This window comes from Achromobacter sp. GW823-FHT04E03, assembly GCF_058796095.1.
The window spans coordinates 777,340-803,800 of record NZ_JBXAIJ010000001.1; the positions used below are offsets into that span (position 1 = coordinate 777,340).

Below are 26,461 nucleotides of genomic sequence, written 5' to 3' on the forward strand. Positions count from 1 at the left end.
GGCTTGCGCGGACTAGTGGCGGGACTCCTGCCCCGGCCTGCCGGGCGCGCTGTCCAGCATGCCCTGCACGCGCTCGGTCAGCTTGTCCAGCTGGAAGGGTTTGACGATCAGCTCCAGCCCCTGTTCAAGAAAGCCCTGGCCGCGCGCCGCGCTTTCGGCATATCCCGTCATCAGCAGCACGCGCAGGCCGGGACGCGCCACGCGGGCGGCGTCGGCCAGTTGCCGGCCATTGAGCCCCGGCAGTCCCACATCGGTTACCAACAGGTCGATGCCGCGCGCGGATTGCAGCAGGTCCAGGCCGGCCTCGCCGTCCACCGCCGTCAGCACCTCCAGGCCGAGTTCGGCCAGGCATTCGCGCACCATTTCCCGCACGTTCGCATCGTCTTCCACCACCAGCACGACTTCCTTGCGCGCTCCGCCGGCCGTAGCGGCCGCCGGGCGTTCGCCATCCTGCACGCTTTCGGGCGCGCCGTCGTAGCGCGGCAGGAACAACCTGACCGTGGTGCCCACGTCCACCGTGCTCTCCAGGCTGGCCGCGCCGCCAGCCTGCCTGGCGAAGCCGTAAATCATGGACAAGCCCAGCCCGGTGCCCTGGCCCAAGGGCTTGGTGGTGAAGAACGGGTCGAAGGCGTGCGCCAGCACGTCTGGCGGCATGCCGCAACCCACGTCCGTCACCGATACTTCCACGTAGCGTCCCGTATGCTCTCCGGCGCAGAGCGACAGGAGCGGATCGTGCGGCTCCACATTACGCGCGGCAACCGTCAGCGCGCCGCCGTTCGGCATGGCGTCGCAGGCGTTGATCACCAGATTCAGCATGGCATTCTCGAACTGGTTCTTGTCGCAGCAGACCGCCCACAATTCCTGCGGCAGGTCCAGCCGCAGGGCCACGCGTTCGCCGGTGTAGCGGTGGAACAGCGCCACCATGGACTGCAGCGCGGAGGCCACGCAGAACGGTTTGGGGTCAATGGGCTGGCGGCGCGAAAAAGTCAGTAGCCGCTGGGTCAGGTGCGCCGCCCGGTTCGCCGAATCCATGGCGACGTCCACGAAACGCAGCGCCTGTTCCGGCGCGCCGGCCGTGATCTTGCGTTGCACCAGGTAGAGCGCGCCCGAGATCCCCTGCAGCATATTGTTGAAATCGTGGGCGATGCCGCCGGTCAGGCGTCCCACCGCTTCCATCTTCTGCGACTGCCGCAGCGCGTTCTCGGTGTCGCGCAAGGCCTCGGCCTGCAGCTTCAGGTCGGTGTCGTCCCGCCCCGTCATGTACAGGCTGTCCTGGGTCCAGGACATGCTCCATGTAATCCAGCAATAGCCGCCGTCTCGCTTGAGCAGGCGGTTTTCCAGATGCCTTGCGCCGGGACGCGGACCCGCGTCGCCCGAAGACCAGCCCCAGGCCGCCAGCGTCGCCGCCAGATCGTCCGGATGGATCAGGTCGGCCAGCGCCAACGACATGAACTGCTCAGGGGTCCAGCCTAGAATGGGCCGCACCGCAGGGTTGACGCTGACGAAGCGCCCTTGGCGGTCGACCACCGCAAGCAGTTCCGGCGAAAGGCGCCAGATCCGGTCGCGCTCCGCGATCGCGTCTTCCACGCGCTGTTCCAGCATGCGCGAATACTGCGAACGCTCGACCGCGCCGCACATGCGCTCGGCCACTTCCTCGAGGAAGGCGATATCGCTGTTCTTGAGCCTGCTGCCCGATGCGGGACACGCCAACATCGCGCCGGTATGCCGGCCCCAGCGCCGCAGCGGCACGACGATGGCCCACGGTCGGATCTCGCCGCCGGCTTCTCCCAGCAGCGGCGCCAGGTATGTGGTGCGCCCCAGCCGCAAGGCCGCGTGATAGTCGTCGCCCAAGGCATCGAGCGTGTGCGGCGGCTGGCCAAGCAGCGTGGACCCCGGGGGCCAGACCGAAGATATGGCGGGAGCCTGGTCTTCGCCCTGCGTATCCAGCACCGCCATCTGGCCAAGCGCCAGATGCAGGCACAGCCCTTCGCATGCGGCCTGCTCTATGTCCTCCTGGCGATGCAGCTCGCGCATGCGGTCGCCCAGCGCGCCGAGGTAATTCTTGCGGTGCTGCCCTTCCCACAGCTCGGCCTCGGCTCTCTTGCGCGCCGTCACGTCCAGGAACAACGCCATCATCCTGTCGGTTCCGTCCTTGCGCGCGCGGGCCTCGTACCAGGCCTCCGTGGGCGCGGGCACCATGAACTCGAACTGGGCCGGCTCGCCGGTCTCGATGACCTGGGCGAACGTATCCATGATCTGGCCGGGCACGCCGGGAATCATCTCGCGCAGTGTATGGCCCAGGGTATCGCCTTCCTTCATGCCTGTCTGGCGCTCGAAGGCGGGGTTCACCTCCAGGAAGCGGAAATCGACGATGCGGCCGGCGTCGTCGCGCAATGCCTCACTGAGAAAAAACGCTTCCTGCATGCCGGCAAACATGGCGCGCCAGCGTTCGCCGCTCTGGCGCAGCGCCAACTCCGTCAGATGGCGTTCTATTGCCAGGGCGGCGCTACGCGTGACCAGCGCGATCGCGTCGATATCGTGGGCGGAGGGCGAACGCACCACGCCGTAGTAATTGGAGAAGACGCCCAGCAGACGGCCGTCAGGCGCCTTGATCGGGGTGGACCAGCAGGCCCGCAGGCCGTGGGACAAGGCCAGGTCGCGCCAGCGCGCCCAACCGGGGTTCAAGGCGATATCTTCGACGTAGACCGGGCTGCCGGTGTATGCGGCCTCGCCCCAGGACGCGCTGTCCGGGCCGATAACGGCCTTGTGCACCGCGCTGTTGTAGGCGGCCGGCAGGCTGGGCGCGGCGCCATGCACCAGAAAGCCGCCGCTTTCATCCACCAGCGCGATGGAAGTGCGCAGTTCCACGCTGGACTGCGCCTCGATGGCATGCAGCACGTGCTCCAGCACCTCGGCCAGCGGCATGCCGGCGGCTATGCGCTGCAACATGATGCGCTCGTCTTCCAGGCGGGCAAGCGTGTCCGTCCAGGGTAGCGCCACTCGGTCCCGCTTGGTCAGCATGTCGGCCCCCTTGCCCCTAGACTGTATTGCGGCAATGGCCGCGCAGCCGAAACGCTAGGTAACGCGACGCTACGGTTAGCGCGCGGGAGGCGGACGAATCAAGCGTCCGTCTTCAGCGGTGCACGCTCCAGCCGCAGCGCCTGCAAGGCTTCGGGCTTGTCGACCAGCACGCATTGTTTACCGGTGCGGGTGCAATGGTCCTTCACGCGCCAGTAGGCGCCGTGGCTGACGCAACCGGTCTGGCAGATCACCAGGTCCGCGGCCACCAGGCTGGCTTCCAGCGTGTCGCCATCGGCATCCGCGCCGCCATCATGGCCGAGATAGCGCCCGCCGGCCAGTTCGACCGCCTTGCGCGTCAGCGCCAGGGCCACCGCGTCCTCGCCCACGCACAGCACCGCCTTCTCGCGCAGCACCACGGCTGACGGCGCGGGACGCCAGGCAGGAGGTTCCGCGAGCGTTTCGAGTTCACGTGCGGCAGCGCCGGTCCGCCCTTGCCAGGCCAGGCGTTCACGCATGAGCGTCTGCACGCGCTCCATCAGCTGGGCGACGCTGCGCGCCAGCGCCACGCGCTTGGGCAGGCCTGGAATGGAAGTCTCCAGCGTCTTGCGGTCTTCACGCGCCCAAGCCAGCGCGGTGTCGCGCACGATGACGGCTGCGCGCAGGCGCATGGCCTCGCTCTCCAGATACAGGATGCGCGCGGCCTGGGCTGCCAGGAGCCGGCTGCAATGCGCTTGCGCCTGCCCGTAGGCGGCGAGCAGCGCGGCATGTTCGCGTTGCAGGTTCTGGCTGTCGGGAGAGGTAGGATTCATCGCGGCCCTCGGAACTGGATGGGATGGCGCTCACCGAGCGTGCCGCAAATTATAAATGAGAATTACTAGCTTTTAGGCCATCCTAGGATATGCCCCGCCCCACCGCGGCGGATGCCGGCACGCGGCCCGTGCGCTTGTACAGGCCGGCGCTGATCGCCAGCGCCAACGCGAGCAGCCCGCCGGCCATCGCGGCCACGCCGGGCCACTGGCCCGTGGTCCAGAAGTGTCCGCCCAGCGATCCGAGCACGCTCGATCCCACGTAGTACACCAGCAGATAGAGCGACGCCGCCAGCGCCTTGTAGCCGCGCGCCATCTGTCCGACCCAGCCGCTGGCGACGGCGTGGGCCGCGAAAAAGCCGAAGGTGAACACCACGATCCCGGCGATCAGCAGAGGCAGCCAGTTGGACAGCGTCAGCAGCAACCCCGCCAGCGCCAAGCTGGTGGCGGCCGACAGCATCGCGCCGCGTCCATGGCGGTCGGCCAGGCGGCCGAACCAGGTCGAGGCGAAGATGCCGACCAGATAGACCACGAAGATGAAGCCAATGAAGGTCTGGCTCAGCGAAAACGGCGGCAGCAGCAGGCGAAAGCCCACGTAGTTGTAGACCGTGACGAACGCGCCCATCAGCAGGCCGCCCAGCGCGAACAGCCCGCACAGGGGGCCATTTTTCAGGTGCGAGGCTGCGCCTGCGCGCACATCGCCCCACACGCCAGCCCAGCCCCGGCCCCGCTGGGGCGCGAACCTGCGCGACGCAGGCAACAGCCAGACGAACAGCACCGCCGCCACGATACCCAGGAGGCCCAGCGTGCCCAGCGCGGCGCGCCAGCCGAAATGATCCGACACCAGGCCGGTGATGACGCGGCCGGACAAGCCGCCGAACGCGCTGCCGCCGATGTACAGGCCCATGGCGAAACCCAGGGTTCCTGGCTCGACCTCTTCGGCCAGGTAGGCCATGGCCAGCGCCGGCACGCCGCCCATGGCCAGCCCTTGCAGCGCGCGCAGCGCCAGCAGGCTGTGCCAGTCGGGCGCGGCGGCGGCGATGGTGCCGAGCACGGCGGACGCGAACAGCGACAGCGCCATGGCGCGTTTGCGCGGCACGGCTTGTGAAAACAAGCCCACGAAGAAGATGGCGACGGCCAGGAAAGCGGTGCACAGGGACAGCACTAGGCTGCTCTGCGCGGGCGACACGCCGAACGCATGGGTGAACAGCGGCATCAGCGGCTGCACGCAATACAGCAGGGAAAAAGTGGAGAAACCGGCCGCGAACAAGGCCCACTGGGCGCGCCGCAAACCGGGCGTGCCGCGGGCGAGATGATCGGTGGAAGCAGAGACAGGCTCCGCCGGCGCGGACGCGGCGGTTGGGGATGAGGGACTGGCTAATGGGGCAGACATCGGGATTCTCGAGAACAGCGGGCATGCAGCCCACGCCACCAAGGTAGACTTTTCCCCTGCATATGTCCAATATATGAAAGTCGTCCCGACCATATTTAATAACGATGGAATTGCGCCACCTGCGGTATTTCACCGCCGTCGCCGAAGAGCTGCACTTCACGCGCGCCGCCGCCAGGCTGGGCATAGGCCAGCCGCCGTTGAGCCAGCAGATCCAGCAGCTGGAACGCGAAATCGGCACCCCGCTGTTCCTGCGCCTGCCGCGAGGCATCGCGCTGACCGAGGCCGGCTCCCAGTTCCTGGAAGACGCCCGCGCCATCCTCGCCAGCGCCGACCGCGCCATCGACACGGCCCGCCGGCTGGGCCGCGGGGAACGCGGAGCAATCACCGTGGGATTCACGGCGTCCGCGGTGTTCCACCCCTACCTGCCCCGCGCCATCCGGGCGTACCGGGACCGGTATCCCGACGTGCGCGTCACGCTCACCGAGAGCAATACGGTCACGCTGCTGCGCGGCCTGCGCGCCGGCGACGTCGACGTGGCCTTCGTGCGGCCTCCCTATGTGCTGGACCCGGAGTTCGAGTCCGAGCGCGTGCTGGACGAACCCATGCTGGTGGCCCTGCCGCCAGACCATGCGCTGAGCCGCAAGCGCAGCGTGCCCATCGCCGCGTTGGCGGACGAGGACTTCGTGCTGTATCCGCGCCCCATCGGCGCGGGCCTGTCCGACGCCATCATGTCGGCGTGCCAGCGCGCCGGCTTCGTGCCGCGGGTCATCCAGGAAGCGCCGCAGATGGCCTCCATCGTGAGTCTGGTGGCTGCCGGCGTGGGCATTTCGGTCGTGCCTGCGGCGATGCGGCACATGGGCGCGCAAGGCATCGAGTACCGGCCCATCAAGGGCGACGCGCCGCACGCCCTGCTGGACATGGCCTACCGCCGCCACGACCGCTCGACCGCGGCGGGCAACGCCGTGGACATGCTGCGCGCGCTGGCCCACCCCTAGGCCGCGCCACGGTATCGCCCTGTCGCGTTTGTCATTTTCTGTAAGATCAGCGTCCGGGCCGCAATGTAAATTTGGCGCGCGCGGCGGTCCGTCCCTGTCCAAGGACACGGCGTCGCGCGATTCCAACCTGTACAAAGGTGAAATAGTGCGACGTACCCTTCTGGCCTTGGCCATCGCGACGATCCCCGGCCTGGCCGCAGCCGCCGGACTGCCTTCCTCCATCGGTTCCGTGACCGTCTACCAGGACCGCGCCGTCGTGACGCGCGCCGCCAGCAGCGAGCTGGCCGCCGGCGAACACGAGCTGGTGCTGGAGAAGCTGCCGGCCAGCCTGCAGGAAAATTCGCTGCAAGTCTCGGCCAAGAGCACCGGCCAGGCGACATTGCTGGACGTGAAGGTGCGCGACGCCTATCAGGCAGACACCGTCAACGAACGCGTCAAGCTGCTGGAGGAACAGGTACGCAAGCTGCAAGGCCAGCAGGCGCTGCTGGACGACGAGGCCGCGGTGCTGGACAACCAGCGCGAGCTGGTGCTGATGATGCAGCGGGGCGCCACCGAACCGTCGAAGGACGGCGCGCGCCTGACGCTGGACGAACTGAAGGCGATCCAATCGCTGAGCGCGGACTCCCTGGCCAAGTCGCTGGCCGGACTGCGCCGGGTGGCCGAACAGAAAGAGGTGCTGGAGCGCGAGCTGACCGCCTTGCAGAACCAGCTGGATCAGCTGCAAAGCTCGCTCAACCGCCGCACCAAGACCGTCACCCTGCGCGTCAACCTGGCCCGTGCGGGCAAGCTGGACCTGAACGTTTCCTACGCCGTGGCCGGCGCCCGCTGGACGCCCGCATACGATGCGCGCCTGCGCCCGGCCGATCGCAGCGTGGACCTGGGCTATTTCGGCGTCATCCGCCAGGACACCGGTGAAGACTGGAATAACGTCAAGCTCACGCTGTCCACCGCAAGGCCCTCGCTGGGCGGCGGCGCGCCCGCGCTGCAGCCGTGGATCGTCGACGTGGCCGCCCCGCCGCCTCCGCCCCGCCCGCGCCCCAGCCCCGCGCCGGTCGCGGCAGCCAGGCAAGAGGCCGAAGCCAAGATGTCGCGCCAGCGCGTCCAGTCCTTCGAGGACGCCGGCGCGCCGGTCGCCGAGATGATTCCCGAGCCGCTGGAGCAGGCGACCGCCCAGGTGCAGGCCGAAGCGACCAGCGCATCGTTCCAGATCAAGAGTCCGGCCACCCTGCCGTCCGACAATTCCTCGCAGCGCGTGGCCATCGCCACGGCCAAGCTGCCCGCCACGCTGCAATACCAGTCCACGCCGGCGCTGCGCGAAGCCATGTTCCTGACCGCGCACGCCAGCAACAACACGGAGTTCCCCTTCCTGGCCGGTTCGCTGAACACCTTCCTGGACGACGCCTTCGTCGCGGCCAGCTCCATGAAGGCGGTGATGCCCGGCGAGAAGCTCGAATTGGCGCTGGGCGCCGACGAAGGCATCTCGATCAAGCGCCAGCTGGTCAACCGCTATACCGAAAGCACCGGCTTTTCGGGCAGCGGCAAGCGCGTGACCTACGAGTACAAGATCACGGTCAAGAACAACAAGGCCACCAAGGAGCAAGTGTCGTTCAAGGACCGCCTGCCCATCTCGCGCAACGAGAAGATCGTGGTCAAGCTGTTGTCGCCGGCAGACCGCGAGATCAAGCGCGAGGAAGACGGCAAGCTGGTATGGGACTGGGAAATGGAGCCCGGCAAGTCGCGCGAGACGGTGCTGAAGTTCTCGGTCGACTATCCGGGCGACATCGAGGTGTCCGGCATCTGACGCGCTCAGCGCATCTGGAACGCCTCTTGGTGAAACAGCTCGCTCACCGGCATGCCGCGCCGGTGCAGCCCGTCCTTCAAGGCATCGGCGAATCCCGCCGGGCCGCAGAACCACACGCTGGGCCATGCCGCGCCCGGCTTGTGGTCCGCGGCCAGCTCGGCGGCCGTCAGCGGCCGCTGGGTATCGCTGTAGCGCACATGCAGGGTCACGTTCGGCACGCGCGCGCATAGCGCTTTCAGGTGATCCGCGAACGGCGCGTCGTCGGCGTTGCGGGCGCAGTAGTACAGGGTCGCGACCGGTGCGGTATCCGGGTCCGTCTGCAAGGATTCCATCCATGAAATGAACGGCGTGACGCCGATGCCCGCGGCCACCCAGATCTGCGGCCGCCCATCGTCGCGCTGGAAGTCGAAGCAGCCGTAAGGGCCTTCGATGATGACGTCCTGCCCCACTTGCAGGCTGCGCTGCAGACGCCGCGTGTAATCGCCCAGCGCCTTGATCGAGAACTGCACCCGGCCGGTGCCGTCGTCCGCGCCGGACACCGTAAAGGGATGCGCGCCCTCGCGCCGGTCCGCGGTCAGGAAGGCGAACTGCCCGGCGCGATGGTGCCAGTTGCCCTCCACCCTACAGGTCAGCGCCAGGATGTCGTCCGAAAGATGGTCGATGGCCAGCACCTGCCCCCTGTAGCGGCGCCCGCGTCCGATATTGCCGGTCAGCGCCATGACGGCGCAAACCGTCCCCACCGCCGTGCACAGCGCCACCAGCCAGCCGGCGGGCTGCCACCACCAGGCGGCCGGCGTCAGGACCACGCCATGGAAGGCGACCACCAGGAAGATCACCGCGGCGATGCGGTGGACCTGGCGCCAGATGTGATACGGAAAGCGCCGCCACAAGGTGAGCAACACCATCGCGGCCAGGATCCACACGGCCCATTCGCCGATGTCCTTGGCGGATCCGCGGAACACGTCCAGCAAAGCGGCCGCGCGCGGCGTCTTGGGCACGGGGTCGAACAACGCCAGCAGCAGCGGCTTGCCCAGCTTGATCAGGTAATGCGCCGCCGCCAGCGCGGCAGCCAGGATGCCGCTCCATTTGTGCAGCCGGTACATCTTGTCCAGCCCGCCCATCCGCGTTTCCAGCCACATGGGGCGCACCGCCAGCAGCATGATCAGGGCCATGACCGCGTAGGCGCCCAGGCCCGTCAGCAGGATGAGCTGATCGCGCGCGGTCCAGACGTTGAGTTCGGCCGGCGGTTGCGCCCAATAGGCGCCGGCCCAGGCCAGCAGGGAAATCAGCAGAACAGCGGCCAGTATGCGTCGCATCGGTTCATCGCTCCATCTTGGGGACCGCGCCACCGTGCGCAGCCCGCATGAAGCCATGGTAAATCCGCCCGTGGGGGCAATTTTCCATGCGCGGGCGCAGTCTTGATCGGGGTCAAGTCCGCCGACAATCGGGAGGGCCCGCAGGAGCCCGGCCTGCGCCAGGATACCCCATTGCGCCGCGCGGATGACTCAATGGCTGCGGCAGAATTCGAAGAAGGCGTCGGGTTCCAGCGGCACGGAAATGCCGTAGCCTTGCGCCACGTCGCAGCCCAGTTCGCGCAGCAGCTCCACGTCGCGCTCGTGCTCCACCCCTTCGGCGACCACGCGCCGGCCCAGCACGCGGCCCATCTCGATGGCGGCGGCGACCACCGCGCGCGACGCGGGCTCGCGATGCATATGGACGATGAAGTCGCGGTCTATCTTCAGTTCGGTGAAGGGCATGGCCGAGAACAGGCGCATGGACGCGATGCCCGCGCCGAAGTCATCCATCGCCAATTCAAAGCCGCGCACGCGCAGCAGGTTCAGCGCCGAAGACAAGGCCAGCCAATCGGTCACCGGCTCGTCCTCGGTCAGCTCGACCTTGATCAGCCGGGCCGGCAGGCCGGCCTGCGCCACGCGCTGCTCCAGCAGGCCCGGCAGGTCGCGCGAACACAATGTGGAGGCCGAGGCGTTGATCGCGATGGGCACGGCGATGTCCTCGGCATGCATGCGCTGCTGCAGCTCCAGCACCGTGTCGGTCACCCGGCAGAACAAGGTCCGGTCCAGTCCCAGCCGATGCGCCGCAGGCACGAAGTCCGCCGCCGGAATCGCGCCCAGTTCGGGGTGGTCCCAGCGCGACAGCGCCTCGGCGGCCAGCACGCGCCCTGTCGACAAGCTCATCTGCGGCTGCAGCACCACGCTCATGCCCTGCCCCGTGATCAGCGCATGGCCCAGCGCCGCCTCGATGACGTCGCGCCGAAGCGAGCGCGGCCGGGGCGAGGCGGCATCGTCCTCATCGATGCTGCGCAGCGCCGTCTTGATGGCCTGCTGCATGGCCGTGCGGGACACCGGCTTGGACAGCGCCTGCGCGGACGGACAGCCGGCCTGCAAGGCCAGCCGCACATGCGACTGCAACAGTTCATCGCTGAGGCTGCTGATCCAGATGATGGGCGGCATGCTCTTGAGCCGCCCGGCGTCCACCAGGCGCCGCAGTTCGTTCGGCAGCCGCGTGCCGTCGCCCTCGCCCGTGACGATATCGCTGATGACCACGTCGTAGAACTGGCGCGCCAGCGCGCTGACCGCTTCTATGCTGCTGCCCAGGCCGGCGACCCGGCGGAAACCCAGCGCCAGCAACACGTTCTGCAGATAGGCGCGTTCAACCGGATGGTCTTCGACGAGAAGTATCCGTCGGGTCCCGCCGGGTTCCGTTTTAGGCATGGTCTACCGTCCTACTCATATAGGGCGGGCCCCCGCAGGCGGCCGCTGGAAAACTGTGTACACCATGCTAAGGCATCTGCGCGCGCCCTGTCGTTATCGCTAACGGGTTAATGCAGCCCCATCGCCGATAGTCGTAGTATTCGCGGCATCAGCCAGACGGAGGCAGCCTTCCGTCGCCCCACGGCGCGGCCGGTGCCATAATAGATGTCTTTCTTTCCGCATCTACGGCACGGAGCTACCCTTGACCCGCATTGACGACCCCCTGCACGACCGCGAGGTCGGCGCGGCCGACTCCACCCAGGACAACACGCGCACCGACGACACCCGCATCAGCGCGGTGCGCCCCTTGATCTCGCCCGCCCTGCTGCAGGATGAACTGCCGGTGTCGGCCGAGATCCAGACGCTGGTCGAGCAAAGCCGCGTCCAGATCGCCGACGTGCTGCACGGCCGCGACGACCGCCTGGTGCTGGTGGTGGGCCCCTGTTCCATCCACGACCATGGCCAGGCCATGGAATACGCGCGCCTGCTGCGCACCGCCGCCGAACAGCACCAGAAAGACTTGCTCATCGTCATGCGCGTGTACTTCGAGAAGCCGCGCACCACCGTGGGCTGGAAGGGCTATATCAACGACCCGCGCCTGGACGGCAGCTTCCGCATCAATGAAGGCCTGCGCCGCGCGCGCGAACTGCTGCTGGACATCAGCGGCCTGGGCCTGCCGATCGCCACCGAATTCCTGGACCTGCTCAGCCCGCAATACATTGCCGACCTGATCGCCTGGGGCGCCATTGGCGCGCGCACCACCGAAAGCCCCAGCCACCGCCAGCTGAGTTCCGGCCTGAGCTGTCCGCTGGGCTTCAAGAACGGCACCGACGGCGGCGTGCAGATCGCCGCCGACGCCATGGTCGCGGCCAGCGCCAAGCACGCTTTCATGGGCATGACCAAGATGGGCATGGCCGCCATCTTCGAGACCCGCGGCAACCAGGACACCCACGTCATCCTGCGCGGCGGCAAGCAAGGCCCGAACTACGACGCGGCCAGCGTCGACGCCTGCTGCGCCGCCCTGCGCGCCGCCGGCCAGCGCGAACAGGTCATGATCGACTGCTCGCACGCCAACTCCAACAAGTCGCATCTGCGCCAGGTCGACGTGGCCAACGATATCGCCGCCCAGATCGCCAAGGGCGACGGCCGCATCACCGGCGTGATGATCGAAAGCCATCTCGAAGAAGGCCGCCAGGACCTGAAGCCCGGCCTGCCGCTGCGCCGCGGCGTGTCCATCACGGACGCCTGCCTGGGCTGGTCGCAGACCGCGCCGGTGCTGGAAACGCTGGCCCTGGCCGTGCGCCAGCGCCGCGAAAAGGCCGCAAAACCGGCCTGAGAACCGCGGCTCTCGGGTCTCTTGCCGCGTACGGCCTCAGCGGCCGACGCGGTAAGGCGCCGGATCCATGTCCGGCGCCTGGCCGGTGATCATGCAGGCCAGCAGCTTGCCCGTCACCGGACCCAGCGTGAAGCCATGATGCGCATGGCCGAACGCCAGCCACAAGCCGGGATGGCGCGGCGCCGGTCCGATGACCGGCCGCATGTCCGGCATGCAAGGCCGGCAACCCATCCACGGTTCGCGCTCCACGGCCTCGCCCAGCGGCAGCAGTTGCCGCGCCAGCGTCCGCGTGCGCTCGATCTGGATCGGTGAAGGCGGCGCATCGCGCGCCGCGAATTCCGCGCCCGTGGTCAGGCGCACGCCCAGGGTCATGGGCGTCACGACGAAACCGCTTTCGATATCTGCCACCGGGTGCGACAAGGTCGCCCCCTCTTCCAACGCGTAATGCTGGTGATAGCCGCGCTTGACCGCCATGGGGATGCGATAGCCCAGCGGGCGCAGGACGTCCGGCGACCACGGGCCCAGCGCCACCACCACGTCGCGGGCCTCGATCGGCCCTTGTTCTCCCTGTACCTGCCACCCCTTGCCTGACGGCTTGAGGCTGCGCGCGTCGCCGCGCGCCAGCACGCCGCCGCGCCGCTCGAACAAGGCCGCGTAGCCGCGCGTCACCGCGCCCGGGTCCGAAACATTGACCGGATCCAGCCAGTGCACCGCGCCGGCCATGCGCGACAGCGAAGGTTCCAGCGCCGCCAGCGCCTTGCGGTCCAGCACGCGGTGGTTCAGCCCGTAAGGCGCGAGCGCTTGGGCCTCGGCCACGGCCCGGGCCAGGCCGGCCTCGCTGCGCATGCCATCGATCCAGCCGCTGCGCCGGAACAGGTGGGAGATGCCGGCCTCGTCCTTGAGCGCGTCATGTTCGGCGACGCAGCGCTCGATCAACGGCAGCATGGCCTCGGCCGCGCGCGCCAGCCGCGACGGCGCCGAATGCCACCAGTAGCGCAGCAGCCATGGCGCGATGCGCGGCAAAAAGCGCGGGTGATAGCTCACGTCAGGCGTGTTGTTCCTGGCATAGCGCCACAGGCTGCGCCAGTCGCGCGGGAAGGCATAGGGAATCACGCTGGCCCGTTCGATCAGGCCCGCGTTGCCATAGCTGGTTTCCTCGCCAGGGCCGCGCCGGTCCAGCAGCACCACTGAACGGCCGCGCGCCGCCAGATGCAGGGCGGTGCTCACCCCGACGATGCCCGCACCCAGGACCAAGGCGTCTGTTTTCATGCGGCGCATTCTGCGCTTGCGTGCGGTGTTCGGCAAGGGCGCGCGCGCGTAGAATCCCCGGCTGCACGCCCTGCCCTCCGCGCCCACGCTCCAATCGAGGAATACGTCATGACCAGCCCCCGCCTGCAACCCGTCACGCTCGCCGGCGAGGTCGTACGCCTGGAACCGCTGACCGCCAGCCATGCCGCGCCGCTTGCGCAGGTGGGCCTGCACCCCGAACTGTGGCGTCTGCAACCCGAGCCCGTGCAGACGCTGGACGATATGCAGCGCTATGTCGACCGTGCGCTGGCTGGCCAACGCGACGGCAACTGCCTGCCATTCGTCATCGTGCGGCAGGACAACGATCAGATCATCGGCGCGACCCGCTACATGGACATCGCGCTGGCGCACAAACGCCTGGAGATCGGCGGCACATGGCTCACGCCAGCAAGCCAGCGTTCCGGCGCCAATACCGAGGCCAAGTTCTTGTTGTTGCAGCACGCCTTTGAAACAATTGGTATCATGCGTGTTGTATTCAAGACTGAACTGAGCAATATGCAATCGCGCCAGGCCATCCTGCGGATCGGCGGCGTGGAGGAAGGCGTGTTCCGCAAGCACCTGATCGCGCAATCGGGGCGCGCGCGCGACATGGTCTACTTCGCGATCCTCGACGAGGACTGGCCGGCCGTCAAAGCGCGCTTGCTGATGCGCATGCGCCGCGCCAGTTAGCGCGCGCCTCCCGCTCATTTCGCAGCTTGTCCGGGCCGCGAGGCCTGCCCCGCACTATTGAAGCCAGTTATGCAACAGACCTACGCCGCGCCCGCGCGCCACACGATATACATCTACACCGAGGAACAGCGCGGCAACCAGCTGGTCGAGTCGCTGGTGCTCGGCATGCTCTCCGACATATCGGGGTCCGACAAACTCGTGGTGGTGCAGGATCCGCACAGCAGCCTGAAGTTCGTCTATCGCATCGATCACGACAGCAGCAATCTGGACGCCGCGGCAATCACCGAACAGGACGCGTCCCTTTTCAATGGCAAGACCTCGGTCCAGATCAACTCGATGACCTATCGCCTCGGCACGGCCGAGAACGCGATGAAATTGCTGCGTGGCAAAAACCAGTGGATACAGGACAAGGGCGCGGTGCTGTCCGTGCTGCTGCAGAACGCCGCTGCCCGCAAGACCCGCTTCGCCCCGCCCCGCATCGAGCGCGACCGCATGCGCAAGGTACCGCCGGGCGTTGCCGTCGAACACCTGCCTACATAAAAAGCACAGTATCCACAGGGCCGGCCTTATCCACAATTTCTGTGGATAAAAAAGCCTCGAACCCACGGCTGATGGCCGTTCGACCGATGCGCAACGGGCTGCTCATTTTTTGACCACTAAAAGAATGGGCGGCGCGCGGCTGCCATCCTTGATTCTTGACGCGGCGCCGCAGGGGCGATGATGATATTCTCCGCAAGCGCGCGATACGAAAAATATCGCGCTCGCGGACTCCCCCTATACAAGAAGACCCACATACAAGGAGCGGATAGCGTGTTTGCATTCGAAGGTCCCTGCGCGCAACCGCTGACGCCGGATTCGCCGTGACCATCATCATCGTCGACGACCACGGAGACTGGCGCGACACCATCGCTGAATACATCGAGGATCTGGGCCTGGGCCGCAGCATCCTCACCGCCGGTTCCCTCGCGGAGCTGGACCAACTGCTGCTCACCGTGACGCCCGGCATCCTGGTGCTGGACGCCATGCTGCCCGACGGCGATGCGCTGACACGCGTCTCGCACCTGCGGACCTCCTTCCCGTCGATGGGCATCATCATGCTCACCGGCCGCCTCTTGAGCGAAGACAAGGTCTCGGGCCTGAGCCTGGGCGCGGACCACTACCTGACCAAGCCCGTCAATCTGGCCGAGCTTGGCGCCACGCTGGTGTCGCTGTCGCGCCGACTGCGGGTGGTGCCGGCGGGCGAAGCCGACGCCGCGGAATCGGATGCCTGGCGTTTCGATCCGTCGCGGCGCATGCTGGTATCGCCCAAGCAGGTCTGCGTGGACATCACCGATACCGAAAGCCGGCTGATCGGCGCGCTGATCCAGGCCGCGCCGCTACCCCTGTCGCGCGCACGCCTGATCGAGGCGCTGGGCGCCAGCGTGGAGGCCTACGACACGCACAGGCTGGACGCCCACATGCACCGCCTGCGCCGCAAGCTGCGCGCGCAGGCCGGCGGCGACATGGGCATACGCACGGTGTACGGCGTGGGCTATGTGTGCACCACGCCTGTGCAGATCGTCGGCAATACCAAGAACTGAAACCGCCTCATGACGCTACCTATCCGCCCTCGCCGTTCCGTACTCTATATGCCTGGCACCAACCCGCGCGCACTGGACAAGGCGCGCAGCCTGGACGCCGACGTCCTGATCCTCGACCTGGAGGATGCCGTCGCGCCGGACGCCAAGGCACAAGCCCGCGAGCAAGTCGCCGCGGCCTTGCGCGCCGGCGGCTATGGGCGCCGCGAATGCGTGGTACGCATCAATGCGCTGGACACGGCCTGGGGCCTGGACGACGTCAGGGCCATCGCCCAGGCGGGCGCGGACGCCGTGCTGCTGCCCAAGGTGCAGTCCCCCGCCGAGCTCGACGCGCTCGCGCGGGCGCTGGACGCGGCGGGCGCGCCAGCCAGCCTGCCCTTGTGGGCCATGGCCGAAACGCCTTTGGGATTTCTGCGTCTGGACGCCATCGCTTCCGGCCACGCGCGGCTGGCGGCCATCGTCGTGGGCACCTCGGACCTGGTAAAGGATCTGCACGCGCGCCACACGCCGTCACGCGAAGAAACCTTGCTGGCGCGCTCGATGGCGGTGATGGCGGCGCGGGCCCACGGCCTGGCGGCGCTGGACGGCGTGCATCTGGACCTGCACGACGACACGGGCCTGGAGGCCGCCTGCAAACAGGGACGCGACCAGGGCTTCGATGGCAAGACGCTCATCCATCCCAGGCAGATAGCGGCAGCCAACGCCGCCTTCGCGCCCTCGGCGGAAGAACTTGCCGCCGCGCGCAAGCGCCTGGACGCCTGGCGCGCCGCGCAGGCCGCCGGCCTGGGCGTGGCCGTGGTCGACGGCGCGCTGGTGGAAAACCTGCATGCGCGCGAAGCGGAACGCGTGCTGGCGCTGGCCGAGGCCATCGCACAAGCCTGGTGACAACAGCGGCGACAGCAGTAATATCGGCTTTCAAATGCATATTGTCGGTAACGCCGGGCCAGGCGCGTGATCGGCGTATCGGGGAGCGGTCGTGACGTTGATCTTGCGGCAAATGTCGATCTCATTCTGCGTGGCGGCGTTGTGGGCCGCCACGGCGGCGGGCTTGCCGGCGCCGGCGCGGGCCCAGGCCGCCAATTTCCATCCCTGCAATTCCCAGCCTTCCCTGCCGATGTGCCTGCATGGCTATGGCAAGCGCATAGCAGTGCAGCGCTGGGGCGCGCAGCCCGACCCGCTGGACCCGGACGCGGCCGTCAACGCCTCGCTGGTCACGCGCGACCCGGCCAAGGAAATCGGCAAGCTCAAATCCAGCACGATCCTGGTGCAGGACATGGACACCTCCGAAGTCCTGTTCGCGCGCAACGAGGACGCCGTGCGGCCCATCGCCTCCATCACCAAGCTCATGGCGGCGCTGACGCTGGTCAAGGCCGGCCTGCCCATGGACGAACTCATCACCATCGACGCCAGCGACACCCGCTCCACCAGCGAGCTGCCTTCGCGCCTGACCGCCGGCACCAAGCTGAGCCGCGCCGATCTGCTGCGCCTGGCGCTGGTCCCGTCCGAGAACAGCGCCGCGCAGGCCCTGGGCCGCACCTATACCGGCGGCACCGCCGCCTTCGTCGCGGCAATGAACGCCGAAGCCCGCGCGCTGGGCATGACCGACTCCAGCTTCGCCGAACCCAGCGGCCTGTCCAACGAAAACCAGTCTTCGGCCAAGGATCTGGTCAAGTTGCTGCAGGCGATTTCCGCGCAGCCGCTCTTGCGGCAATACACCGGCGAGACCAGCTACCAGGCCGCCGGCCAGACCTTCCGCAACACCAACATCCTGGTGGGCCGCCCGCAATGGGACATCCTCGTGTCCAAGACCGGCACCACCCGCGAAGCCGGCGATTGCCTGGTGATGGCGGTCAAGGTCGGCAAGCGCAACCTGGCCATGGTGCTGCTCAACGCGCAGGGCATCAACGGCTCGCGCTTCGGCGACGCGGTTCGCCTGCGCCGGGTGCTCGACAGCCGGTACGCCTCACGCTGATTGACGGCATCGCGCGCCAAGCCCGGTACAATACCGGCCTTTGACGCGGAACGAACGCCCGTTCCGTCCGCCCGCCGCGCCGCCTGAGCGCCCTACTTCCCCGATTATTTTTCATTGCGCCTGGCCGGCGGGAATCCTGCCGCGTCCCCTGTTGCACCATCCATGATCCGCTTCCAACAAGTTTCACTCATGCGCGGCGTCAAGCCCTTGCTCGACAAGGTCGACCTGCTGCTCAACCCCGGCGACAAGATCGGCCTGATCGGCGCCAACGGCGCCGGCAAGTCCAGCCTGTTCGGTCTCTTGCGCGGCACGCTGCACGCGGACCAGGGCGACCTGGACTATCCGGCCAGCTGGCGCATGGCCTATGTGGCGCAGGAAACGCCCGCGCTCGACCGCCCGGCCATCGAATACGCCATCGACGGCGACGTGACGCTGCGCAAGCTGGAGGCGGAACTGGCGCAGCTGGAAGCCGAACCGGAAAGCACGGAGAACGGCCTGCGCATGGCCGACATCTACGCCGCGCTGGCCGACGCCGACGCGTACACCGTGCATTCGCGCGCCGAACAGCTGCTGACTGGCCTGGGCTTCACGCAGGCGCAGATGCACCTGCCGTTGACGAGCTTTTCCGGCGGCTGGCGCATGCGCCTGAACCTGGCGCAGGCGCTGATGTGCCCGTCCGACCTGCTGCTGCTGGACGAGCCCACCAACCACCTGGATCTGGACGCCATCATCTGGCTGGAAGACTGGCTCAAGCGCTATCCGGGCACGCTCATCGTCATCTCGCATGACCGCGACTTCCTGGACGGCGTGGTCAACGTCATCGTCCATATCGACGAGCGCAAGCTCAAGCGCTATTCGGGCAACTATTCGTCCTTCGAGCGCCAGCGCGCCGCGCAGCTGGAGCTGGCGCAAGGCATGCTGGAAAAGCAGATGCGCCAACGCTCGCACCTGCAATCCTTCATCGACCGCTTCAAGGCCCAGGCCAGCAAGGCGCGCCAGGCGCAGAGCCGTATCAAGGCGCTGGCCCGCATGGAGGAAGTGGCGCCGCTGCGCGCGGCCGCCGAGTTCTCGTTCGAATTCCGCGAGCCCTTGCGCGCGCCCAACCCGCTCCTGACCATGGACGCGGTCAGCGCCGGGTATCGCGTCGCGGACGAGGAAACGGAAATCGAGTCCGACAAGATCATTGTGTCGGGCATCAATTTTTCGCTGCAGGCGGGACAGCGCATCGGCCTGTTGGGCATCAACGGCGCGGGCAAGTCCACCTTCATCAAGACCATCGCGGGCGAACTTGCAACGCTGGCCGGCGAAGCGCAGTTCAACAAGGGGCTGTCCATCGGCTACTTCGCCCAGCACCAGGTGGAGATGCTGCGCCATGACGAATCGCCGCTATGGCACATGACGAAGATCGCGCCGACCGTGCGCGAGCAGGAGCTGCGCAACTTCCTGGGCAGCTTCAACTTCAACGGCAACATGGCCACCAGCTCCATCGCGCCGTTCTCCGGCGGCGAAAAGGCGCGGCTGGCGCTGGCCCTGATCGTGTGGCAGCGTCCCAATCTGCTGCTGCTGGACGAGCCCACCAACCACCTGGACCTGGAAACCCGCGAAGCGCTGACCACCGCGCTGGCGCAGTTCGAAGGCACGCTGATGCTGGTGTCGCACGACCGCCATCTGCTGCGCGCCACCACCGATGAATTCATCATCGTGGCCGACGGCGAAGTCAGCCCGTTTGACGGCGACCTGGACGACTACAAGGACTGGCTCTACAAGACCAAGCTGGCCGCCAAGGCCGCTTGAAGCCGGGCGCGGGCGGCCTGCCCGCGCCACCTCACGCCAGCGCGCTGGGATAGGGGCTGGTGTCGATGTGTTCCAGCATGCCGTAGGCCAGCCGTTCCAGCAGCCGCGCGCGGTCGGCGGCATGCGCGGGGTCTTCCCACAGGTTGCGCAGCTCGTGCGGGTCCTGATTCAGGTCATAGAGCTCGCCCCAGCGCGCGCCGTCGTAGACCGTGACGCGAAATCCGTCGGCCAGCAGCGTGCGGCAGCGGATGCGGCTGTTGAAGCCCAGTATCACGCGCTGCCCTTCTTCCTCGATCATCAGCGCGTCGCGCACGGCAGCCTCGCTTCCTCCGATGAGGCCTGCCATGTCGCGCCCCTGGATGCCGTTATAGGGCTGCACGCCAGCGCGCGCCAGCACCGTGGGCGCGACGTCGATGGTGCTGAGCAAGGCGTCGCTGGCCGCGCCCGCCGTTCGCGCCGCGGCGGGGTCGCGCCAGATGAACGGCACGCGGGTCAGGCCGCGGTAATGGATGGGCCCCTTCAGCATCAACTGATGGTCGCCCAGGTAATCCCCATGGTCGCTGGTGAAGATCACCACCGTATTGTCGGCCAGCCCCAGCGCGTCGAGTTCGGCCAGCACGCGGCCGATCTGGTTGTCGATGTTGGCGATCGACCCATAGTTCAGCGCCAGCGCTTCGCGCGCCTCGCGCTCGTTGCAGGAAAAGATCGCGGGCGTGTGCTTGACCGCAGTGCCCGCGTCGCGCTGCGCGCGCAGCCAGGCCACGTGCGGCGGCGGCGTACCCTGGCCGTGGAACGACGCGGGCAGCTCCATGTCCTCTGGCTTGTGCAGGTCCCAGAACCGCCCCGGCGGCGTGAAAGGATGGTGCGGATCCGGAAACGAGCATTGCAGGAAGAATGGCTGCCCGGAAGCCGCATAGCCGCGCAGCGCCTCGATGCCGCGGTCGGCGATGTAGGCAGTGGGATAGAGTTCTTCCGGCACGCGCGTGCGCCAGGCCTGGCGGATGCGCGTCAGCTCGTATTCCGGCGCGGGGATGGCATGAGCCGGGCCGATCAGCGCCTCGACCTCGGGATGCTCGCGCCGCAGCCAATGCCGGTAATGGCCGTGCACGTCGTCGCTATGGTCGTCGACCAGGTCTACCTGCTCGAAGCCGTAATACGGATAGCTCAGATCGTGGTCGGGGCGTTCGAGCCACAGCTTGCGCTGCTCCTGGTCGTACCGGCCGGCGTCAGGCTCGACCGCCTCGCGCGGCAATCTGTCTTCGGCGCGCACCGGCCACGATGGAGGTATGTCCGTCATGTTCTGCAGGTGCACCTTGCCGACCAGCGACGTGCCGTAGCCGGCTTCGCGCATGGCCTCGACGAAGGTGCGGCTGCGGAGCGACAGCGCGATGCCGTTGTGGCGCGCGCCATGCGCGGACGGATAGCGGCCGGTCATCAAACTGGCGCGGTTCGGCATGCAGATGGGCGTGGCCACGTGCATGTTGTCGGCGCGCCACCCCGACTCGGCCAGACGGTCCAGGTTGGGCGTGTGGACCACGCGGTTGCCGTAGGACCCCAAATGGTCGGCGCGGTGCTGGTCGGTAATGAACAGCAGGAAGTTGACGGGCTTCGCAGCGGACGTCATTGCTTCGCTCCCGACATCTCCACGGCGGAACGCCAGGCCGGCATGTCGCGCTTGACCATGTCGCCGAAGGCATCGGGCGTCATGTAGATCGGCACCATGCCCAGCGGCTGCAAGGCCTGCGCGAATGCGCTGTCGGTCAGTACCGCCTCCAGGTCCGCGTTCAGTTTCTTCACCACTGCGGGCGGCGTGCCGGCGGGCGCGAACAGGCCGATCCACGACCGCACGGCGACTCCGGCGGCCACGTCCGAGAACAGCGGCACATCGGGCAGCGCTGCATACTTTTCAGTATTGGCCACGCCCAGCACCTTGACCTTGCCGGATGCGAGGAACGGAATGGCCGGCGCGATGCCGCCTATCATCAGCGGCACGTGGCCCGCGACCAGATCGGCCATCGCAGGCGCGGCGCCCTTATATGGCGCGTGCACCACGTCCAGGCCGGCGGCGTGCTTCAACTGCTCCATTGCCAGCTGGTGCACCGTGCCCAGGCCGGGCGAGCCATAGGTGTACTTGCCGGGATTGGCCTTGATCAGTTTGACGGCATCCGCCAGCGTCGACGCTGGAAACTCGGCATTGGCCAGCAGCACCACCACGTTGTCCGCCACCAGGCCGACCGGCGCGAAATCGCGCACCGGGTCGTACGGCAGGCTGGAATACAGCGCGCTGTTGATGCCGTGCGTGTTGGTGGTGCCCATCAGCAGCGTATAGCCGTCGGGCGCGGCGCGCGCCACCATGGACGCGGCGATGTTGCCGCCCGCGCCCGGCTTGTTCTCCACTACCAGCGTGTAGCCGCGCGGCTCCAGGCGCTGCGCCAGTTGGCGCGCCAGCACGTCCACCGCGCCGCCGGGCGAGAACGGCACCACGATCTGCACCGGCCGCGCCGGGTAGGTATCCGCAGCCGCCGCCGCACCCGCAATGCCACAGGCCCAGCTCGCGGCCAGGCCCATCCAGAACTTCTTCATGAATCGTCTCCATCCCGGCGTCCTGCCCGGCCCAGCCTGGGCAACGCCTGTCTTTCGTAGAGCGGCAAGTATGCCTAGCGCCCGGTGTCGGCGTGAAATGAAATAAACTGAACGATTCATAACCATTTGAATATGTATCGCCCATGCCTGACCGCGCCGGCACCCACCTCAAGCGACGTCATGCCGAACTGCTGGTCGCACTGGACGACGAACGTCACCTGGGGCGCGCGGCCGAAGGCCTGCATATGTCCCAGCCCGCCGCCTCCAAGGCGCTGGCGCAGCTGGAGGAACAGGTGGGCTACGCGCTATTCGAGCGCGGGACCCGGGGCACCCTGCCGACAAATGCCGGAATGGTTATGATCCGCCACGCCCGGCACAGCCTGGGCGCAGCCCAGCGCGTGGCGGCCGAATTGCGGGCCGCCGAAGAACGCGGCGCCAGCCTGCTGCGCCTGGGCACCCTGCCCTCGGCCGCGCCCCATCTGGCGCCGCAACTGATCGCCCATCTGCTGGGCCTGGCGCCGCGGCTGGAAGTGAAACTGGTGGAAGGCGCGCTCGGCGAACTCATGGACAAGCTGGCGCGCGACGAGCTGGACATCGTGCTGGGCCGCCTGGGCAGCCGCCTGCTGCCCGCGGACTGCGAGGTGATCCGCCTGCACGAAGAACCTATCCTGGTGGTGGCGCGCCCCGGCCATCCGCTGGCGGCAAGCGAGGCGCTCGCGGCCGCCGAACTGGCGCGCTGGCCCTGGGTGCTGCCGCTGGAAGCCACCATGATGCGCGAGCGTCTGGACGAGGCTTTCGTGCATGCCGGCGCGCACGCACCAGTTTCCAGTATCCAGTCCAATTCGCTGCTGGCCACCCTGGCCCTGCTGGCCCAGGACGATCGCCTGGCTGCCTTGCCCCAGGCGATTGCGCGCTACTGCGAGCGGCAAGGCAGCGTGACCGTACTGCCGCTACGGCTGGACGCCAACTTCGGCGCCATCGGCGCCGTGGTCAACCGCAACACGGCCGGCATGCCCGTGGTGCAGGCGGCGGTTGCGTGGCTGCGCGGCTTGCCGGCAGGCGCGATTCAGACCGCGCCGACCCCAGGCGCCTGATATCCCAGCAGCACGCTGGCGGCTTCGGCCTCGCGCCGTACCGCCTGCGCGATCGGGCCGTCTGCCGAGGCGTCGAATCCGCCCGTCGCGCCCAGCGCAGTCAGCGCGGCGCAGGGGCGGCCGTTGTGGTCCAGGAGCGGCGCCGACACCGCGCTGATGCCCTTTAGATTGGTGTCGCGCACCGTGGCGCAGCCCTCGGCCAGCACCTGGCGGCGCAGGCGGCCGATGGGGTCGGAGGCGTCCAGCAACGCCCGCATGTCGGCGGGCGCACGAGCCAGTTCGGCCTCGGCCAGTGCCCGCACCCGCGCATCGTCCTGCAAGGCCAGGAACACCCGCCCGGTGGCGGACCACAGCATGGACAGCACCGAGCCCATGCGCACGTTGACCGTCACCGGCAGGCCCGGTTCTTCAAAGCGCACGATGGTCGGCCCCTTGTTGCCCATGACCGCGATGAAGCAGGTCACTTCCAGGCCTTCGCGCAGGCGCACCAGGCTGGGCTCGGCCAGGCGGATGGGATCGGCCTGGCGCAGCGCGGCCAGGCCCAGCAGCATCGCTTCCAGTCCCAGGTAGTACTGTTGAGTGGCGGCATCCTGCGCCACCAGGCCCTCTTCCATCAGGCTGACCAGGTAGCGGTGCACTTTGGCGGGGCTTTCGTCCACCTGCGCGGCCAGCAGCGTGAGGCTGGCACGGCCGCCCAGCCGGCCCAACCCCTTCAGCACCGCCATGCCGGTTTCAGCGGCCTGCACGCGCTGGCGCCGTTCGCGCGGCCGGGGCGCGTCGGTAGTCTGGGTGGGGACGGACGAAGGTTCGGGAGTCTGGGTCATGGACGCGGGTTGGGGGCTGCCAGGCGGCTGCGGATGCAGCCCGGAGATTACCCCAATTGAATAATTACGCAATGCGTATATGATTTACGCAATTGTAATCCGGAGCGACGACATGGGCCACCCAACCACCCCTGCAACCCCCGCGCCCGCCAGTACCGGCGGCTGTCCCATCGACCATGCCGCGCTGGCGCGTGCCCAAGGCTGTCCGGTCAGCCCGCGCGCCGCGGAATTCGATCCGTTCGGCGACGGCTACCAACAGGACCCGCCCGAGTACGTGCGCTGGGCGCGCGAACAGGAACCCGTGTTCTACAGCCCCAAGCTGGGCTATTGGGTGGTCACGCGCTACGACGACATCAAGGCCGTGTTCCGCGACAACCACACCTACAGCCCCTCCATCGCGCTGGAAAAGATCACGCCGACCGGCCCCGAGGCCAACGCAGTGCTGGCCAGCTACGGCTACGCGATGAACCGCACCCTGGTCAACGAGGACGAACCGGCCCACATGCCGCGCCGCCGCGTGCTGATGGATCCGTTCACGCCGGACGAACTCAAGCACCACGAACCCATGGTGCGGCGCCTGACGCGCGAGTATGTGGACCGTTTCATCAACGACGGCCGCGCCGACCTGGTCGACCAGATGCTGTGGGAAGTGCCCTTGACCGTCGCCCTGCACTTCCTGGGCGTGCCCGAGGAGGACATGGATCTGCTGCGCCAGTACTCCATCGCCCACACCGTCAATACCTGGGGCCGGCCCAAGCCGGAAGAACAGGTGGCGGTGGCGCATGCGGTAGGTAATTTCTGGCAACTGGCGGGCAAGATTCTGGACAAGATGCGCCAGGATCCCGATGCCCCGGGCTGGATGCAGTACGGCATCCGCAAGCAGAAGGACCATCCCGAGGTCGTCACCGACTCGTACCTGCATTCGATGATGATGGCCGGCATCGTCGCGGCGCATGAGACCACCGCCAACGCCTCGGCCAACGCCATCAAGCTGCTGCTGCAGCATCCTGACGCCTGGCGCGAACTGTGCGAGGACCCCGGCCTGCTGCCCAACGCGGTCGAGGAATGCCTGCGCCACAACGGCTCGGTCGCGGCCTGGCGCCGCCTCGCCACGCGCGACACCGAGATCGCCGGCGTGGCGATTCCCGCGGGCGCCAAGCTGTTGATCGTGTCCTCGTCGGCCAACCACGACGAGCGCCATTTCGCCGACGCCGACTTCTTCGACATCCGCCGCGACAACGCCAGCGACCAGCTGACCTTCGGCTATGGCGCGCACCAGTGCATGGGCAAGAACCTGGCGCGCATGGAGATGCAGATCTTCCTGGAAGAGCTGACCCGCCGCCTGCCGCATATGCGCCTGGCCGAACAGCAGTTCACCTACGTGCCGAACACCTCGTTCCGCGGCCCCGAGCATCTGTGGGTGGAATGGAACCCGGCCGACAACCCCGAGCGCCGCGACGCCGCCCTGCTGGATCAGGTGCAGCCGGTGCGCATCGGCGAGCCCTCGACCCACGCGATCAGCCGCAAGCTGGTGGTGACGCAGGTCACGGCCGCGGCCGACGGCATTGCGCGCATCAGGCTCGAATCGCCTGACGGCAAGCCGCTGCCGCGCTGGACGCCCGGCTCGCACATCGACGTCGAATGCGGCGACACGGGCCTGTCGCGCCAATACTCGCTCTGCGGCGATCCGGCCGCCGCGAATGCATTGGAGATCGCCGTGCTCAAGGAAACGGCAGGCCGCGGCGGTTCCGCCTGGATCCACCAGCACCTGCGCACGGGCAGCATCGTGCGCGCACGCGGCCCGCGCAACCATTTCCGCATGGACGAAAGCGCCAAACGTCTGATCCTCATCGCCGGCGGCATCGGCATCACGCCCATCAGCGCCATGGCGCGCCGCGCGCGCGAGCTGGGCCTGGATTACGAACTGCACTACAGCGGACGCTCGCGCGCCTGCATGGCCATGCTGGACGAACTGCTGCAGCTGCATGGCGCGCGCCTGCATCTGCATATCAGCGAGGAAGGCAGCCGCAACGACTTCGCCGCCCTGCTGTCCCGTCCCGAGGCCGGCGTCCAGATCTACGCCTGCGGCCCCGAGCGCATGCTGGATGCCCTGCAAGCCGCCTGCGCCGCCTGGCCCGAGGACAGCCTGCGCGTGGAGCACTTCCATTCCACGCTCGCCACCCTGGACCCGTCCAAGGAACACGCCTTCGAGGCCGAGCTGAAGGACTCCGGCATCGTCGTGCAAGTGCCTGCCGACCAGACGCTGCTGAGCGCGCTGCGCAGCGCCAACATCGACGTGCAGAGCGATTGCGAGGAAGGTCTCTGCGGCTCCTGCGAGGTGCGCGTGCTGGGCGGCGCGGTCGATCACCGCGACGTGGTGCTGACCCGCGCCGAACGCGAGGCCGGCACCCGCATGATGGCTTGCTGCTCCCGCGCCCAGGGCAAGCGCATCGTGCTGGAGCTGTAGCGGCTGGCGTGCCTGCAATGTCGCGCCCTTGCGCCCGGCGGCGCATGCGC

General features: G+C 67.9%; 20 protein-coding genes. 11 read left to right on the forward strand and 9 right to left on the reverse strand.

Annotated features, from left to right (window positions below):
* Positions 1-12: 12 nt before the first annotated feature.
* From AC1RHV_RS03585 to AC1RHV_RS03595, 3 genes are all read right to left on the reverse strand, one after another.
* Positions 13-3,021: a GAF domain-containing protein gene (locus AC1RHV_RS03585; RefSeq protein ID WP_492299732.1), complete on the reverse strand. Its 3,009-nt coding sequence runs from the start codon at positions 3,019-3,021 to the stop codon at positions 13-15.
* Between the two features lie 98 nt (positions 3,022-3,119).
* Positions 3,120-3,830: a DUF2325 domain-containing protein gene (locus tag AC1RHV_RS03590; RefSeq protein ID WP_125472098.1), complete on the reverse strand. Its 711-nt coding sequence runs from the start codon at positions 3,828-3,830 to the stop codon at positions 3,120-3,122.
* 82 nt (positions 3,831-3,912) lie between these two features.
* Positions 3,913-5,220: an MFS transporter gene (locus tag AC1RHV_RS03595; RefSeq protein WP_192354330.1), complete on the reverse strand. Its 1,308-nt coding sequence runs from the start codon at positions 5,218-5,220 to the stop codon at positions 3,913-3,915.
* 104 nt (positions 5,221-5,324) lie between these two features.
* On the opposite strand from AC1RHV_RS03595, the gene AC1RHV_RS03600 reads away from it, so the two are divergent.
* Both AC1RHV_RS03600 and AC1RHV_RS03605 read left to right on the forward strand, forming a co-directional pair.
* Positions 5,325-6,215, forward strand: a complete 891-nt coding sequence (locus tag AC1RHV_RS03600; protein WP_492299733.1) for a LysR family transcriptional regulator — start codon at positions 5,325-5,327, stop codon at positions 6,213-6,215.
* Positions 6,216-6,360: 145 nt separating this feature from the next.
* Positions 6,361-8,016 (forward strand): mucoidy inhibitor MuiA family protein, encoded by a 1,656-nt coding sequence (locus AC1RHV_RS03605; protein ID WP_254596494.1) that lies wholly within the window; start codon positions 6,361-6,363, stop codon positions 8,014-8,016.
* A 5-nt stretch (positions 8,017-8,021) separates the two neighbouring features.
* On the opposite strand, the gene AC1RHV_RS03610 is transcribed toward AC1RHV_RS03605, so the two are convergent.
* Complete coding sequence (locus tag AC1RHV_RS03610; RefSeq protein WP_175160516.1) at positions 8,022-9,332, reverse strand: ferredoxin reductase family protein; 1,311 nt, start codon at positions 9,330-9,332, stop codon at positions 8,022-8,024.
* 189 nt (positions 9,333-9,521) lie between these two features.
* Positions 9,522-10,748, reverse strand: a complete 1,227-nt coding sequence (locus AC1RHV_RS03615) for an EAL domain-containing response regulator (RefSeq protein ID WP_125472102.1) — start codon at positions 10,746-10,748, stop codon at positions 9,522-9,524.
* A 241-nt stretch (positions 10,749-10,989) separates the two neighbouring features.
* Between AC1RHV_RS03615 and AC1RHV_RS03620 the strand changes: the two genes are divergently transcribed.
* Positions 10,990-12,123 (forward strand): 3-deoxy-7-phosphoheptulonate synthase, encoded by a 1,134-nt coding sequence (locus AC1RHV_RS03620; RefSeq protein WP_492299736.1) that lies wholly within the window; start codon positions 10,990-10,992, stop codon positions 12,121-12,123.
* Positions 12,124-12,159: 36 nt separating this feature from the next.
* Here AC1RHV_RS03620 and AC1RHV_RS03625 read toward each other — a convergent pair whose 3' ends face one another.
* Positions 12,160-13,392, reverse strand: a complete 1,233-nt coding sequence (locus AC1RHV_RS03625; protein ID WP_054454846.1) for an NAD(P)/FAD-dependent oxidoreductase — start codon at positions 13,390-13,392, stop codon at positions 12,160-12,162.
* A 108-nt stretch (positions 13,393-13,500) separates the two neighbouring features.
* Here AC1RHV_RS03625 and AC1RHV_RS03630 point away from each other — a divergent pair, with 108 nt between their 5' ends.
* The 6 genes from AC1RHV_RS03630 to AC1RHV_RS03655 all read left to right on the forward strand — a co-directional run bounded on the left by AC1RHV_RS03630 (position 13,501) and on the right by AC1RHV_RS03655 (position 19,443).
* On the forward strand, positions 13,501-14,100 hold the full coding sequence (locus AC1RHV_RS03630) for a GNAT family N-acetyltransferase (RefSeq protein ID WP_492299738.1): 600 nt from the start codon (positions 13,501-13,503) through the stop codon (positions 14,098-14,100).
* 69 nt (positions 14,101-14,169) lie between these two features.
* Positions 14,170-14,640, forward strand: coding sequence for a hypothetical protein (locus AC1RHV_RS03635; RefSeq protein ID WP_054454221.1), 471 nt, complete (start codon positions 14,170-14,172; stop codon positions 14,638-14,640).
* 320 nt (positions 14,641-14,960) lie between these two features.
* Positions 14,961-15,680 carry a response regulator transcription factor gene (locus AC1RHV_RS03640; RefSeq protein WP_054454219.1) on the forward strand — a complete coding sequence of 240 codons (720 nt, stop codon included), beginning with the start codon at positions 14,961-14,963 and terminating at the stop codon, positions 15,678-15,680.
* Between the two features lie 9 nt (positions 15,681-15,689).
* Positions 15,690-16,562 carry an HpcH/HpaI aldolase/citrate lyase family protein gene (locus AC1RHV_RS03645; RefSeq protein WP_310532616.1) on the forward strand — a complete coding sequence of 291 codons (873 nt, stop codon included), beginning with the start codon at positions 15,690-15,692 and terminating at the stop codon, positions 16,560-16,562.
* A gap of 91 nt (positions 16,563-16,653) precedes the next feature.
* Positions 16,654-17,649: a serine hydrolase gene (locus tag AC1RHV_RS03650; protein ID WP_082400980.1), complete on the forward strand. Its 996-nt coding sequence runs from the start codon at positions 16,654-16,656 to the stop codon at positions 17,647-17,649.
* A gap of 162 nt (positions 17,650-17,811) precedes the next feature.
* Entirely contained in the window at positions 17,812-19,443 is a 1,632-nt protein-coding gene (locus AC1RHV_RS03655; RefSeq protein ID WP_306651337.1) for an ATP-binding cassette domain-containing protein, read from the forward strand.
* A 31-nt stretch (positions 19,444-19,474) separates the two neighbouring features.
* Here AC1RHV_RS03655 and AC1RHV_RS03660 read toward each other — a convergent pair whose 3' ends face one another.
* Together AC1RHV_RS03660 and AC1RHV_RS03665 are read right to left on the reverse strand one after the other, a co-directional pair.
* Positions 19,475-21,067, reverse strand: a complete 1,593-nt coding sequence (locus AC1RHV_RS03660) for a sulfatase family protein (RefSeq protein ID WP_192491897.1) — start codon at positions 21,065-21,067, stop codon at positions 19,475-19,477.
* Positions 21,064-22,026: a Bug family tripartite tricarboxylate transporter substrate binding protein gene (locus AC1RHV_RS03665; RefSeq protein WP_192354334.1), complete on the reverse strand. Its 963-nt coding sequence runs from the start codon at positions 22,024-22,026 to the stop codon at positions 21,064-21,066. Before AC1RHV_RS03665 ends, AC1RHV_RS03660 begins: the two co-directional genes overlap by 4 nt.
* A gap of 143 nt (positions 22,027-22,169) precedes the next feature.
* Here AC1RHV_RS03665 and AC1RHV_RS03670 point away from each other — a divergent pair, with 143 nt between their 5' ends.
* Positions 22,170-23,120 (forward strand): LysR substrate-binding domain-containing protein, encoded by a 951-nt coding sequence (locus tag AC1RHV_RS03670; RefSeq protein WP_192354335.1) that lies wholly within the window; start codon positions 22,170-22,172, stop codon positions 23,118-23,120.
* Here AC1RHV_RS03670 and AC1RHV_RS03675 read toward each other — a convergent pair.
* Entirely contained in the window at positions 23,093-23,944 is an 852-nt protein-coding gene (locus AC1RHV_RS03675; RefSeq protein WP_492299743.1) for an IclR family transcriptional regulator, read from the reverse strand. The two genes, AC1RHV_RS03670 and AC1RHV_RS03675, sit on opposite strands and share 28 nt — an antisense overlap.
* Before the next feature lie 112 nt (positions 23,945-24,056).
* Here AC1RHV_RS03675 and AC1RHV_RS03680 point away from each other — a divergent pair, with 112 nt between their 5' ends.
* A complete protein-coding gene (locus AC1RHV_RS03680; RefSeq protein WP_492299745.1) occupies positions 24,057-26,411 on the forward strand; it encodes a cytochrome P450/oxidoreductase in 2,355 nt (784 codons plus the stop codon).
* The last annotated feature ends 50 nt before the right edge of the window (positions 26,412-26,461 follow it).

Bases quoted from the DNA above. Each gene is read 5' to 3' on its own strand.
- AC1RHV_RS03655 (WP_306651337.1), top strand. From the start codon at position 17,812: ATGATCCGCTTCCAACAAGTTTCACTCATGCGCGGCGTCAAGCCCTTG.
- AC1RHV_RS03625 (WP_054454846.1), bottom strand. From the start codon at position 13,392: ATGAAAACAGACGCCTTGGTCCTGGGTGCGGGCATCGTCGGGGTGAGC.
- AC1RHV_RS03595 (WP_192354330.1), bottom strand. From the start codon at position 5,220: ATGTCTGCCCCATTAGCCAGTCCCTCATCCCCAACCGCCGCGTCCGCG.
- AC1RHV_RS03615 (WP_125472102.1), bottom strand. From the start codon at position 10,748: ATGCCTAAAACGGAACCCGGCGGGACCCGACGGATACTTCTCGTCGAA.
- AC1RHV_RS03600 (WP_492299733.1), top strand. From the start codon at position 5,325: ATGGAATTGCGCCACCTGCGGTATTTCACCGCCGTCGCCGAAGAGCTG.
- AC1RHV_RS03675 (WP_492299743.1), bottom strand. From the start codon at position 23,944: ATGACCCAGACTCCCGAACCTTCGTCCGTCCCCACCCAGACTACCGAC.
- AC1RHV_RS03670 (WP_192354335.1), top strand. From the start codon at position 22,170: ATGCCTGACCGCGCCGGCACCCACCTCAAGCGACGTCATGCCGAACTG.
- AC1RHV_RS03680 (WP_492299745.1), top strand. From the start codon at position 24,057: ATGGGCCACCCAACCACCCCTGCAACCCCCGCGCCCGCCAGTACCGGC.
- AC1RHV_RS03635 (WP_054454221.1), top strand. From the start codon at position 14,170: ATGCAACAGACCTACGCCGCGCCCGCGCGCCACACGATATACATCTAC.
- AC1RHV_RS03590 (WP_125472098.1), bottom strand. From the start codon at position 3,830: ATGAATCCTACCTCTCCCGACAGCCAGAACCTGCAACGCGAACATGCC.
- AC1RHV_RS03585 (WP_492299732.1), bottom strand. From the start codon at position 3,021: ATGCTGACCAAGCGGGACCGAGTGGCGCTACCCTGGACGGACACGCTT.
- AC1RHV_RS03660 (WP_192491897.1), bottom strand. From the start codon at position 21,067: ATGACGTCCGCTGCGAAGCCCGTCAACTTCCTGCTGTTCATTACCGAC.
- AC1RHV_RS03610 (WP_175160516.1), bottom strand. From the start codon at position 9,332: ATGCGACGCATACTGGCCGCTGTTCTGCTGATTTCCCTGCTGGCCTGG.
- AC1RHV_RS03630 (WP_492299738.1), top strand. From the start codon at position 13,501: ATGACCAGCCCCCGCCTGCAACCCGTCACGCTCGCCGGCGAGGTCGTA.
- AC1RHV_RS03665 (WP_192354334.1), bottom strand. From the start codon at position 22,026: ATGAAGAAGTTCTGGATGGGCCTGGCCGCGAGCTGGGCCTGTGGCATT.
- AC1RHV_RS03645 (WP_310532616.1), top strand. From the start codon at position 15,690: ATGACGCTACCTATCCGCCCTCGCCGTTCCGTACTCTATATGCCTGGC.